This window comes from Pseudoalteromonas sp. Of7M-16 (assembly GCF_022347805.1).
Classification (GTDB): domain Bacteria; phylum Pseudomonadota; class Gammaproteobacteria; order Enterobacterales; family Alteromonadaceae; genus Pseudoalteromonas; species Pseudoalteromonas luteoviolacea_F.
Genome location: NZ_JAKRFY010000002.1, coordinates 321,192 through 334,745, shown reverse-complemented (window position 1 = coordinate 334,745; position 13,554 = coordinate 321,192). Strand labels below are relative to the sequence as shown.

Here is a 13,554-nt window from a genome sequence, read left to right as displayed (position 1 = left end):
GTTATTGGATATTTGCTTAAAAAATATAAGAATTTAATGTGATCGCGGTATGCAGAGACATAAAAAAAAGGCACCTGTGTGCCTTTTTTATTGCTTAAATTGGTACAGTTATACCTTTGTAATTAAGCTAGATTTTGGTTCGCAAAATCCCAGTTTACAAGTGACCAGAAACCTTTCAGGTACTCAGGGCGAACATTGCGATAATCGATATAGTAAGCGTGTTCCCACAGGTCAACTGTTAAAATTGGAGTAACGCCTTCTTGTGTAAGCGGTGTTTCAGCATTTGAAGTGTTAACGATATCTAAAGACCCATCAGCTAGTTGAACTAACCAAGTCCAGCTTGAGCCAAAGTTGTTTACTGCTTTGTCATTAAATGCTTCTTGGAATGCGGCAAATGAACCCCATTTCGCGTTAATTAGTTCTGCTACTTTACCCTGCGCTTCACCACCACCATTTGGCGCTAGGCTGTGCCAGTAGAAAGTGTGGTTCCAGATCTGAGCTGCATTGTTAAAGATACCGCCTTCAGAGCTAACAACAACTTCTTCTAAAGTTTTGTTTGCAAAGTCAGTACCTTCTACTAGACCATTTAGTTTAACCACGTAAGTGTTGTGGTGTTTGCCGTGGTGGAACTCTAAAGTTTCTTTAGAAATATGTGGCTCTAATGCATCGATAGCATAAGGAAGTGACGGTAGTTCGAAAGCCATTTTAATCTCCATTTTTTGGTTGAGTACTCTAAATATCTAAAAAGATGCCACTTGCTTGGCACATTTCAGTACGATTTAGTGTTATATAGTGATACTATAATTCCTGAGTATTTTACTCAAGTTTTGGCAAACAGCAATGCCCGTGACCAAGACTTGTAGTGTGAATTTATCGTATGCGTTAATTTTGAGCGAAAAGTACGCGTACGAACAGATAATATCGTCATTTGAGGTATATATGGAAACCATTGATAAGATCAAACAGCAAATTGCAGAAAACCCAATTCTTCTATATATGAAGGGATCTCCAAAATTACCTAACTGTGGATTTTCTTCTCAAGCTTCACAAGCATTGATGGCGTGCGGAGAGCAGTTTGCATACGTGGATATTCTTTTAAACCCAGATATTCGTGCTGAGTTGCCTCATTATGCAAACTGGCCAACATTCCCACAGCTATGGGTTGAAGGTGAATTAATCGGTGGTTGTGACATCATTATCGAAATGTTCCAAAAAGGCGAACTCCAGCCTTTGATCACTGAGACTGCGGCTAAATACAAAGAAGAAGCGGCAGAGTAATCAGTCAGATCACCAAGATACAGTAAAAGCCCGAATGTATTTCGGGCTTTTTTATGCCTACCAAACTAACTTATCTCATTGAGACACACTCAGTAAGCTTTTTAAAGCACATCACAGCTAACGTTTCCTCTACTAGCGTAGTCTTGCTTTGAATCAATATACCTCAAATAAATGCTTAGCATTAAATTTGTGAATATTTATTCATTCATGTGTGGGTTTACGTTTACGTAAACTGATCTTTGGTTTTCTTTTTTCTTCTATTTATTAACATTTGATACCGGTGTCAAATGTTTTTTAGGGACGAAATTTGCTAGTTTGATGCGTTGTATTAAATTTTGGTTACGAAATGGGGTCGTTGAAAAATATTCAATGTGGTGAATATTTATTCTTTTCTTTGTTGACTCGTTTTCATTTCAGCGCTAATTTTGAATATCTGCCAGCAAATCGTCGAAGTCATTCAGCTGGCAGGTGTAGCAAGGGGAGGGGTCTATGTTATATGACTCGGCATTAGAAAAAGATAACTGCGGGTTTGGTCTTATTGCGCATACTCAAGGCCAGGCAAGCCATAAATTAATACGTACAGCGATCACGGGTCTAGATCGCATGCAGCACAGAGGCGGTATTGCAGCAGACGGCAAAACTGGTGATGGTTGCGGTTTGTTATTACAAAAGCCTGATAGCTTTTTCAGGGCTATTGCGGCTGAAAATGACTGGCGATTAGGTAAAAATTATGCGGTTGGCATGGTATTTTTAAATGCCGATGACGCGTTAGCTCAGTCCGCTAGAGATATTATCAATGAAGAATTAGAAAAAGAAACACTAAGTATTGTCGGTTGGAGAGAAGTGCCAATTCAGCCTGACATGTTGGGTCCGATAGCCAAATCTCAGTTGCCTCAATTTGAGCAAGTGTTTGTGAGTGCGCCAGAGGGTTGGAGACCTAAAGATTTAGAGCGTCGTCTCTATATTGCAAGGCGCCGAATTGAGAAAAGAATTACAGCAGATGAGCAATTTTATATTGCGAGTTTGTCGGGCCTTGTAACTGTCTATAAGGGTCTGATGATGCCAGCAGATCTGCCAAATTTTTATCTAGATTTAGCAGATCTTCGTATGACCAGTGCTATTTGTGTTTTCCATCAAAGGTTTTCTACTAATACCCAGCCCAAATGGCCGTTGGCGCAACCATTTCGATATTTGGCTCACAATGGTGAGATCAATACGATTATGGGCAATAGACAGTGGGCGCGAGCGCGTGCTTACAAATTCTCATCGCCATTACTGCCAGATTTACAATTGGCCGCGCCATTTGTCAACGAGTCAGGCTCAGATTCGTCGAGCTTGGATAACATCCTTGAGCTATTTTTAGCTGGTGGTATGGATATATTCCGTGCTATGCGAATGCTGGTTCCGCCTGCATGGCAAAAAAACCGCGCCATGGATGACGATCTGCGCGCATTTTATGATTTTAACTCAATGCATATGGAGCCTTGGGATGGACCTGCGGGTATCGTTATGTCCGATGGCCGGTTCGCCGCATGTAACTTAGATAGAAATGGACTAAGACCAGCTCGTTATGTAGTCACACAAGATGGGTTTATTACCGTAGCGTCTGAAATTGGAATTTGGGATTATGAAGCGGACGAAGTTGTTGAAAAAGGCCGTGTTGGACCCGGTGAATTGCTTGTTGTGGATACGCTCCATGGCAAAATATGGCAATCCAGTGAAATTGATCAAGACCTAAAGGCACGGCACCCATATCGGGCTTGGCTCGAACAAAACGTGCAACGTCTCACGCCATTTGAACAACTCGATGAGAAAGATGCTGGTCAGCGCGATTTTTCTGATGAAACATTGTTGACCTATCAAAAGCAGTTTGGCTATAGCAATGAAGAAGTAGAGCAAGTTATCAGCGTGATGGGGGCCAACGGACAAGAAGCTACTGGCTCTATGGGGGATGACACGCCATTTGCGGTGTTGTCTCAAGGCGCACGCTCTTTGTACGATTATTTTCGACAAAAGTTTGCGCAGGTAACTAATCCACCGATCGATCCGTTGCGCGAAAATCACGTGATGTCGCTTGCAACTTGTATTGGTCGTGAACAGAATGTGTTCAATGAAACAACTGGCCATGCAAAGCGTTTGCAATTTGACTCGCCGATTTTAACCTACTCGGATATCAAGCAGCTTACAGCAGCTGATGATAAACATTACCAAGTTGGTCAGGTCAATTTAAATTACGCACCTGAAGAGGGCTTAGAATGTGCACTGCGTCGTGTTTGTGATGAAGCGCAGGAAAAAGCCGCCAATGGGTGTGTCATGATTTTGCTCAGTGATAGAGATATCGCAAAAGGGTTTTTACCTATTCCAGCTGCGATGGCGGTAGGTGCAATTCAGCAACGGTTAGTGAATGAAAATCTGCGTTGCGACTCAAATATCATTGTAGAAACGGGCAGTGCGCGTGACCCTCATCAGTTTGCTGTATTACTTGGCTTTGGCGCAACTGCGATCTACCCCTATTTGGCCTACGAAACCTTGGTTTCTCTGTGCGACAGAGGTGTGATCAAAAAATCATATCGTGACGTGACGCTGTCGTATCGAAATGCGATTAACAAAGGCTTGTATAAAATCATGTCTAAGATGGGGATCAGCACCATTGCATCTTATCGTTGTTCAATGCTCTTCGAAGCGGTAGGTTTGTCTGATGAAGTTGTCAATTTATGTTTTAAAGGCGTAGTGAGCCGTATTAAAGGTGCGGACTTTACGGACTTTGAAGCGGAAAGCAAATTGTTAAACCAGCTTGCTTTTAGCAAACGAAAATTGTTGAGTCATGGTGGCTTGTTGAAATTTGTGCACGGCGGCGAGTATCACGCTTATAACCCTGATGTAGTGCAGTCGCTGCAAGTGGCGGTTAAGTCGGGTAAGTACGAAGACTACCTGAAGTATGCGGACATTGTAAATAATCGACCGGTGACTAATTTAAGGGACTTGTTGAAATTAAAAACGTCGCAACAAGCAGTCTCGATAGACGAGGTTGAACCGGCCGAAAATCTATACAAACGTTTTGACTCAGCAGCAATGAGTATAGGAGCTCTTTCACCGGAAGCGCACGAAGCACTGGCGATTGCCATGAATCGCCTTGGCGGATTTTCAAACTCTGGAGAAGGTGGAGAGGACAAGTTACGCTTTGGTAACGAGAAAAACTCTCGCATCAAACAGGTTGCATCAGGAAGATTTGGTGTGACGCCACATTATTTACAAAGTGCTGACGTGATACAAATTAAGGTTGCGCAGGGCGCAAAACCTGGTGAGGGTGGTCAGCTACCAGGCGAAAAGGTAACGCCATATATTGCCAAGTTGCGTTATTCTGTTCCTGGTGTGACTTTGATTTCTCCACCTCCGCACCATGATATTTATTCTATTGAAGACTTAGCTCAACTAATTTTTGACCTAAAGCAGGTTAATCCGCAGGCAATGATTTCCGTTAAGCTTGTCTCTGAACCGGGCGTCGGCACTATTGCCACTGGTGTTGCCAAGGCTTATGCCGACCTGATCACTATCGCTGGCTATGATGGCGGTACCGGTGCGAGTCCGTTGACGTCTGTGAAATACGCCGGATGTCCGTGGGAGCTTGGATTAGCAGAAACCCAACAAGCACTGGTAGAAAATGGTTTGAGACACAGAATACGTTTGCAAACTGATGGTGGCTTAAAAACAGGATTAGATATTATCAAGGCTGCTATTTTGGGCGCTGAAAGCTTTGGGTTTGGCACAGGGCCTATGGTGGCATTAGGGTGTAAGTACTTACGTATATGTCACCTGAATAATTGCGCGACAGGTGTTGCAACGCAAGATGACACGCTAAGACAGCGCCACTACCATGGGTTGCCTGAAATGGCTATGAATTACTTTAAATTCATTGCACAAGAAGCCCGTGAACTTATGGCTTCACTAGGTGTAACAAAATTAACAGACTTAATTGGCCGAACAGATCTTTTAGATGTACTTGAAGGAAAAACGAGCAAACAGCAAAAGTTAGATCTATCACCAATTTTGGCTAAACCCAATAACCCGAGTAATCAGACTTTGTACTGTAGCGCAGAGAATACGTCGCACTACCGTGGGGAGTTAAATGAGTCGTTATTGAGTAAAGCTAAACAAGCAATTGATGAAAAGTCTGGCACATCGCTTGTTAGTAGAATCAAAAATACGGATCGCTCCGTTGGCGCTATGTTGTCTGGCTACATTGCTGGCAAATACGGTAATCAAGGAATGGCAGCAGATCCCGTGTCGATAGAGTTACATGGTACGGCTGGACAGTCATTTGGTGTATGGAATGCAGGTGGGCTAGAGCTAACTTTGGTTGGTGATGCCAACGACTATGTTGGAAAGGGTATGGCTGGCGGCAAGCTGGTAATAAGACCGCCATTGGGTTCTAGTTTTATGTCTCATCAAGCGACTATTGCAGGTAACACTTGTTTATATGGCGCAACAGGAGGTAAGTTATTCGCGGCTGGACGTGTTGGTGAACGTTTTGCTGTGCGTAATTCCGGTGTACATGCTGTGGTTGAGGGGTTAGGAGACAACGGCTGTGAATATATGACGGGTGGAGTTGTCTGTGTCCTTGGTCAAATTGGTGTTAACTTTGGTGCCGGGATGACAGGTGGGTTTGCATATGTACTTGATGAAGAAAATGACATGGACAAACGTTTTAACCCAGAACTGGTGGAGGTTCTGACCTTGAACAGACTACCGTCACATCAGGAGCATCTAAGAGGGTTAATAGCAGAACATTTGGAGTGCACAGGCTCAAGTAGAGCTGAGCAAGTACTTGCAAACTTCGAATTGTATATTCCTATGTTTAAGTTAGTAAAGCCTAAGTCAAGTGATGTAAAGAGTTTATTAGGGCATCGAGCGCGCAGTAGTGCTGAACTAAGAGTGCAGGCGCAGTAGAGGAGGAATTATGAGCGAAAACGTTTACCAATTTATCGATGTGCAGCGTGTTGACCCGAGAAAAAAACCAATATCAACGCGTAAAAACTCCTTCGTTGAAATTTATGAGCCATTCTCTGGGCAGCAGGTAGACTCACAAGCAGACAGGTGTCTAGATTGTGGAAACCCTTACTGTGAATGGAAGTGCCCCGTGCATAACTATATTCCTCAGTGGCTGAAGTTGATCCGAACGGGACGTATTTTGGAAGCGGCTGAATTGTCACACCGTACTAATAGTTTGCCTGAAGTCTGTGGGCGTGTATGTCCACAAGATAGATTATGTGAGGGTGCCTGTACGCTAAATGATGAGTTTGGTGCCGTTACAATCGGCAACATAGAGAAATACATCACTGATACGGCATTTGCACAAGGGTGGAAGCCTGATTTGTCTTACGTCACTTGGACTGACAAAAAAGTGGCGATTATCGGCGCAGGTCCCGCAGGGCTTGGCTGCGCTGATATCTTAGTTCGCAATGGGGTTAAAGCAGTGGTCTACGACCGCAATCCAGAGATCGGAGGCTTACTCACTTTTGGGATCCCATCGTTTAAACTTGAAAAGTCAGTCATGGAAAAACGCCGTGAGGTGTTCACCGAGATGGGCGTTGAATTCAAATTAAATACAGAAGTTGGCTCTGATGTAACAATGGATGAGTTAATCGCACAATATGATGCGGTGTTTGTCGGTGTTGGAACATATCAATATATGCGCGGTGGATTGGAGAATGAGGATTCAAAACAGGTATATGACGCGTTACCATTTTTGATCGGCAATACTAACCGGGTGATGGGTTATGACGAGTCTCAGCAGCCCTACATTAGTATGGCTGACAAGCGTGTTGTTGTGCTTGGTGGAGGAGATACAGCAATGGACTGTGTCCGCACCTCGGTGCGACAAAAAGCCAAATCCGTGATTTGTGCTTATCGACGTGATGAGGACAACATGCCTGGTTCTAAGCGAGAAGTTAAAAATGCTAAAGAAGAAGGTGTAGTCTTTCAATTTAACGTTCAACCCAAAGGGATTGTTGTCGATGAAAAGGGCAATGTGAGCGGCGTTAAAATGGTGAAAACACAATTGGGTGAGGCTGATGGCAACGGACGTCGACAAGCACAGGAAGTGGCTGGCTCTGAGCATATTATAGACGCTGATGCAGTAGTACTGGCATTTGGCTTCAAACCACATAACTTAGATTGGCTCGCTCAATATGATGTCGAGATAAATCATTGGGGCGGTATTGTCGCTCCTGAACAAGGCGCATATACGCACCAAACTAGCAATCCTAAAATTTTTGCAGGAGGGGATGCGGTACGCGGCTCTGATTTGGTTGTTACGGCTATTTTTGAAGGCAGGAATGCGGCAGAAGGGATCTTAGATTACCTTGAGGTATAAGCTACGCTTTGAACTAATCTAATGCTTTGATAAGCCCCAGCGCATAAACGCTGGGGCTTTTTTGTTTTATTAGGAATTTATCTAGTACGGCTTATCTATTCACATTCTATTTTTCAGAATATGTTGTCCAGCATTAACCGAGATACACTTATGGGGGTTAGTATTAAAATAATCTCTTATAGCTTGGTTATATTTCGGGAAATGATTGAGGTATTTATGACACTAAAAAATACAGACACGGATTATGGTACCATCGCCAAGTGGATCCACTGGATAACAGCGATATTATTTTTGGCAGCCTATATGAGCGTGTATTATCGTCATTGGTTTACTGAGGCAAAAACCTCCGAGAACTGGACGGCATTGCAGCTGCATTTATCATTTGGTGTATCCATTATGGTTGTTGTTTTGTTGAGGCTCCTGTGGCGAGCAATGAATAAACCGCCAGCGCCGGAACCCGGCACCAAAGTGGAACATTTGGCAGCGCATGCGGGTCACTACGCTTTGTATGCCATCATGATTATCGCACCTGTGACTGGGTATATTGGGACAGGTGCAAATACGGAGTTTTTCTTTTTATTAGAGATCCCGAAATTCGAGGACACGGCTCTGTTTCAATACTTTGTTCTAGATGGTCTAGGGCTTACCTTTAAGGAATTTGAGAAGCCCATTGATTTTATTCACAAAGACATACTCGGAGCATGGTTGATTTGGTTATTAATAGCAGGTCATGTCGTCGCTGCACTTTTTCATCACTATGTGAAAAAAGACCGGACACTGAAAAAAATGACATCCAGTGCACCATAAATAAAAAATGTAAGTGATATCGACAAGAGATATCACTTACATGCACGCTGTTTTAGCAGCTTTGCACACTCAGCAGCTCCTTTGCACTGGCTCTGGTGGTGTCACTGACACTGTCCCCGCCAAGCAATCGGGCTATCTCATCTACGCGTTGATGCATATCTAATGGCACCATAGAGGTGTATGTTTGCGCATTGTTCACCGCTTTTTGGACAAAAAACTGTTGGTGACCACTACAGGCAACTTGAGGCAAGTGTGTTACACAAATGACTTGTGTGGAGTTACCGAGTAACCTTAATTGTTTACCAACTTGAGAGGCGGTAGGTCCTGAAATCCCGACATCTACTTCATCAAATATTAAAGTCGGTGTGGTGACCTTATTAGCAATAATTACCTGAATTGCAAGGCTGATCCGAGATAGCTCACCGCCAGAAGCCACCTTTGCAAGGGCCTGCATTGGTTGTCCTGGATTAGTTGACACTAAAAACTCGATGTTATCCATGCCCAGCTCATTGGGGCGTCTGTCGGCATCTTTACTTAATTCAATGGCAAACCGGCCATTTTCCATTGAAAGCTCGTGCATGCTTTGGGTGATCAGTGTGTTTAATTTGCCAGCTGCATTTGCTCTGCTGTCACTCAACTGGCTTGCAGAGATATGGTACGCATGCAGGGCTTCAGCAATTTCATGTTCTAAGTCGTCAATACGCGCGTTATCTGAACAAATGTTGTCTAATTCTTGCTTTAAGGCTAAATGATGTGAAGCGAGCTGGTCTGGCTGAATTTGATGCTTTCGAGACAGTGCCATTGCCTGTGTGATCCGCTCTTCGATCTCTTGCAGCCTTATTGGATCTTGCTCAACGCTTTCTCCATAGCTGCGGATCTCTCGACATGCTTCTTCCAGTTGTACAGCTGCTTCACTGAGCATCTGGCTAATGCCTTCAAGTGATTTATCTAACGTACTTAATTCACTGAAAGTTTGTACACTATGCTGCAATTGACCGAGCACTGTTTGGTCGTCCTGTTCGTATAAACTCATTAGCTCTCTTTGCGAGCTTTCTACTAGAGTTTGTGCGTGGCTTAAACGGTTGTGCTCTGCTTCAATTTGTTCAAATTCGCCTTCTTGCAAAGCAAACTCATCAAGTTCCTCAACCTGATACTCTAATAGCTGTTTTTTAGCTGCTTGGGCTTGTTGTTGTTTGAGTAAATTGGCATGCTCTCTTTGTAACTTATAGTAGTGGTTAAATTGCGCTTTAACCGCGCCAAGAAGATTCTGATGCCCAGCGTACGCGTCTAATAAACCAAGTTGATGTTCCGGTTTGAGAAGTAATTGGTGGGCGTGTTGGCCATGAATAGCAATGAGCATTTGCCCTAGCTCTTTGAGCTGAGCTGCGGTCACGGATGTGCCATTAATAAAACTTTTACTGCGGCCGTTACGGGTGACTACACGCCGTAAAATGCAATTTTGCTCCTCATCATCAAGCAAGAGCTCTGAGAGGAATTTTTGTGCTTGTGGTAAATTGCGAATATCAAATTGGGCTGAAATTTCCGCTTTACTGCTCTCTGGGCGGATGGCATTTGCATCTGCGCGTTCACCAAGACATAGGGATAAGGCATCAATGGCGATTGATTTACCAGCACCGGTTTCACCAGTGATGGCTGTCATGCCAGAACGCCAGTCAATGTTGAGTTCACTGACTATGGCAAAATTTTTAATTTGCAAACTGGTAAGCATGCTGTATATCCAAACAGTATTTTACTGTTAATTTATACAGCATTTTTGCAAAAATCAACTTTTAATTGATTATATCGGCCGCTTGCCTTGGTTGAGGTGATGCATGTTCGCCATCATTGTTTGGCTCAATTTTTTCTTCACCATCCACTTCAACTTCATGCTCAATTTTCTCATGAGTATCAGGAGTTTGAATACGAGAGATTAATGCAGGGAGTATCTCTACATAAAAATTTTTATTGTACGCTATACCAGCTGATGGCAGCTCAGCGGCAAATAAAAACAGCTGTTCACTTAACAACTCTACATTGTCGTTACTACGACACTTATTAAGCTCAGAACCTATTTGGCTCAACAAGTGCTCACTGACCTTCTCTAGACGTGCCAAGTTTTCCTCGTTGTGTGATTGCACAACAAAAAAGTTACTGACGATGGCGTTGAACTTAGGTGCATGTTTTGGCCTAATCAGTTTACAGTCTACGTACTCTGCTATTTTTCTTTTGTATAACGAAGAGATATCTTTCACACGCTCATTGAAAATTTTTTTCTCAGCGTCACGGGCTTTTTGTCGATTGTTCTCAATGACCATGTAAACACCAAGGATAGTGATGAGCAACACTATCGATACAAACACTATGTAACTCATGTTGTATTACTTTTCCCTAAATTAGAAAATAAATCTGCTCTATTCTGCTTAACTAATTAGCTTTAGTAAAGCCTACTGCCCCAATTTAGTTTTTCTCTAAGAACATGGTAGTAGGAATAGCTCGTTGGATGAATAAGTCTTAGCTTTTGTGCTGCTTTTTTAATCACCACTTCATCACCTGGTAGTAAGGCCAACACCACGTGACTATCACAACTAACCTGTAAGCTAGCTGTGTTCTCAGCGCTGAGTTTGAGTTTAACTTGTTTGTTAGCATCAACGACTAAAGGACGACTTGAGAGTGTATGGGGAAACATGGGAACCAGTGCCACGGCATTTAACTCTGGTGTTAAAATAGGGCCTCCACCAGACAATGAATAGGCTGTTGAGCCTGTGGGCGTTGTGACAATCAAACCATCAGAGCGCTGAGAAAATACAAACTGATCGTCAATGAAAGCCTCAAACTCTATCATATGTGCGACTTTGTCGGCATGTAAAACAGCTTCATTGACAGCTAAATTAGCACTTTTGAGTTGCGCATGGCGGTAGACTTCGACTTCTAGGAGGAAGCGGTGCTCTTCAACAAATTTGCCACTGAGTACTTGTTCTAGTGCAGGTTCAAAGTCATGAGGATTTAAATCGGTTAAAAACCCAAGGTTACCCCGGTTCACGCCGATAACGGCGACATCAAACCGCGCAAGTACGCGGGCAGCGCCAAGCATATTACCGTCACCGCCAACAACGACGGCCAGATCACACTTTTCACCTAGCTCTACAAGGTCTAGTAACTGGCTATCTTGTAATACATTAAGTTGTCTGCCTGCGCGGCGCTCTACAAAAACTTCATAACCTAGCGCTTGCAAAAAAGTGTAAAGGCGATGTAAGGTCTGAGCCGCGCCGTCATGATTCGGTTTGCCAATAAGGCCGATGGTGGTAAATGGAGTGCTCATTTTTAACGCAAATCCTTGGTGTGTAATCTCACCCAAGATTATCTTAAAATTGAAGCGCTTGAAACTTTGAAATTCACCCCAACATAAATAATTATGAAATTAAGTGCTCGTGATAAACAAGTTTTCTCGGCTGTGATGACACTTTACTGTAACGGTGAAGGACTTCCGGTCGCGTCCAGTAAAATTGCTAAGATGAAAGGTATGGCCATTTGTTCTGCGACTGTACGCAATGCGATGGCTCGATTAGAAAATCAGGGGTTGTTATTTTCACCCCATACTTCAGCTGGTCGAGTGCCTTCAGATATTGGCATCAAATACTGGTTACAAGAGTATTTTGAATTAGATACGATTGCGACTTACTGGCAACCAGAACAAGAGCAATTGGTTACTTTGGCACATTCACTAAGCCAGCATTATCAAGTGTGTTGTGTCGTTGGATTACCTCAAGTGAGCAGTCAAAAAGTGTTTCGTGTCGAGGTCTTGGACTTTGACCGCAAACATTGGCTTGTTTTACTTATCGATAAAGCTGGGCAATCACAAAATATTTGTATCAATAAGCCCGCAGATAACTCTGATGAAATTCGATATCAATTTGCGCTGTGGATGAATACGGTATTTAGTCAGCAAACACTCAAAGAAGGGTTGCATCGTATGCGCGCGATGGCCAACAGTGCTATGCCTAATTGCCGAGAGTTGTTATCTCAGTGGACACGTGAGCTGAGCCTTCAATTGGGAACTGACAACAGTATCGTAGTAGGTGAGCGTCATATATACAACCGCTTGGAGCAGGGCAATGATGTCAGCCTCGGCGTGCCATTTTTGCACCAAGTCGAAGATAAGCTCGCTTTTCGTGATGGCCTTTCGGTGTTGCTTGGAAGCGACATTGATGCCGACAGTTTATCGCGGTACGTAATTTTAAGTGTTCCTTATTTTATGGACCAAGAATATCAAAGTCGTTTTTGTGTGGTGTGTCCTTCAGAGGCGCCAATTGAGTCAATAATTGACGAATTTAGCCGTATCGAGCAAAAAGACTCTTGAAACTAAAAAATCAATCCCCATAATTACGGCAGTTGTAAAGAATCGGAGATTAACTTTCATGTCTGAGCAGACAAAAGCACCAGAGCAGGAACAAGAAACTGCACAAGAAGAAGTAGTAGAACAAGCTGCTGAAGCGCAAGCACAGGAAGAAGCGCCACAGTCTGAACAAGGCGAAGTGAGCCCTGAAGAAGAAATTGCTGGTTTATACGCTGAGCTTGAAGCTGCAAAGCAAACGATTGAAGGCCAAAAAGACGGTGTAGTACGCGCTGCGGCGGAAGTTGAAAATATGCGTCGCCGTGCAGCACAAGATGTTGAAAAAGCGCACAAGTTTGCACTTGAGAAATTCTCAAATGAGTTACTGCCAGTGATTGACAATCTTGAGCGTGCAATCGAATTTGCTGATAAAGAGAATGACGCGACAAAATCAATCCTAGAAGGGATTGAGATGACATTAAAGAGCTTTTCAGAAGCGCTGGGCAAGTTTGGTGTTGAAGCGGTTAACCCTCAAGGCGAAACGTTCTCTCCAGAGTTCCATCAAGCAATGTCAATGCAGCCAAGCAATGATGTAGCACCTAATACTGTGCTGGCTGTCATGCAAAAAGGCTATACCTTAAACGGTCGTTTATTGCGTCCAGCAATGGTAATGGTATCTAAAGCTGCTGAGTAACGTACTGAATTACTTTAATAGTACGTTATTAATCGTTAACAATACTAGTTAAAAGGGCTGCCAATTAGTTGG

At 43.3% G+C, this 13,554-nt stretch carries 10 protein-coding genes; 6 read left to right on the top strand and 4 right to left on the bottom strand.

The annotated features are described in order from the left end of the window. Positions 1 to 122: 122 nt before the first annotated feature. Complete coding sequence (locus MHN81_RS03500) at positions 123 to 704, bottom strand: Fe-Mn family superoxide dismutase (RefSeq protein ID WP_023402223.1); 582 nt, start codon at positions 702 to 704, stop codon at positions 123 to 125. A gap of 235 nt (positions 705 to 939) precedes the next feature. Here MHN81_RS03500 and MHN81_RS03495 point away from each other — a divergent pair, with 235 nt between their 5' ends. The 4 genes from MHN81_RS03495 to MHN81_RS03480 all read left to right on the top strand — a co-directional run bounded on the left by MHN81_RS03495 (position 940) and on the right by MHN81_RS03480 (position 8,458). Next, positions 940 to 1,278 (top strand): Grx4 family monothiol glutaredoxin, encoded by a 339-nt coding sequence (locus tag MHN81_RS03495; protein WP_023402222.1) that lies wholly within the window; start codon positions 940 to 942, stop codon positions 1,276 to 1,278. A gap of 489 nt (positions 1,279 to 1,767) precedes the next feature. Then, positions 1,768 to 6,225, top strand: coding sequence for a glutamate synthase large subunit (gene gltB / locus MHN81_RS03490; RefSeq protein ID WP_023402221.1), 4,458 nt, complete (start codon positions 1,768 to 1,770; stop codon positions 6,223 to 6,225). 10 nt (positions 6,226 to 6,235) lie between these two features. Continuing rightward, positions 6,236 to 7,651 carry an FAD-dependent oxidoreductase gene (locus MHN81_RS03485; RefSeq protein WP_023402220.1) on the top strand — a complete coding sequence of 472 codons (1,416 nt, stop codon included), beginning with the start codon at positions 6,236 to 6,238 and terminating at the stop codon, positions 7,649 to 7,651. 216 nt (positions 7,652 to 7,867) lie between these two features. Continuing rightward, a complete protein-coding gene (locus tag MHN81_RS03480) occupies positions 7,868 to 8,458 on the top strand; it encodes a cytochrome b (RefSeq protein ID WP_036977435.1) in 591 nt (196 codons plus the stop codon). A 52-nt stretch (positions 8,459 to 8,510) separates the two neighbouring features. On the opposite strand, the gene recN is transcribed toward MHN81_RS03480, so the two are convergent. The 3 genes from recN to nadK form a co-directional block, all read right to left on the bottom strand. Further along, positions 8,511 to 10,187, bottom strand: coding sequence for a DNA repair protein RecN (recN, locus tag MHN81_RS03475; protein WP_023402218.1), 1,677 nt, complete (start codon positions 10,185 to 10,187; stop codon positions 8,511 to 8,513). Between the two features lie 61 nt (positions 10,188 to 10,248). Further along, on the bottom strand, positions 10,249 to 10,830 hold the full coding sequence (locus MHN81_RS03470; RefSeq protein ID WP_023402217.1) for a hypothetical protein: 582 nt from the start codon (positions 10,828 to 10,830) through the stop codon (positions 10,249 to 10,251). A 62-nt stretch (positions 10,831 to 10,892) separates the two neighbouring features. Beyond that, a complete protein-coding gene (gene nadK / locus MHN81_RS03465; RefSeq protein WP_239425044.1) occupies positions 10,893 to 11,777 on the bottom strand; it encodes an NAD(+) kinase in 885 nt (294 codons plus the stop codon). Positions 11,778 to 11,870: 93 nt separating this feature from the next. Between nadK and MHN81_RS03460 the strand changes: the two genes are divergently transcribed. Continuing rightward, positions 11,871 to 12,815 carry a transcriptional regulator gene (locus tag MHN81_RS03460; protein WP_023402215.1) on the top strand — a complete coding sequence of 315 codons (945 nt, stop codon included), beginning with the start codon at positions 11,871 to 11,873 and terminating at the stop codon, positions 12,813 to 12,815. 58 nt (positions 12,816 to 12,873) lie between these two features. Beyond that, on the top strand, positions 12,874 to 13,482 hold the full coding sequence (gene grpE / locus MHN81_RS03455) for a nucleotide exchange factor GrpE (protein ID WP_239425043.1): 609 nt from the start codon (positions 12,874 to 12,876) through the stop codon (positions 13,480 to 13,482). Positions 13,483 to 13,554: the final 72 nt, after the last annotated feature.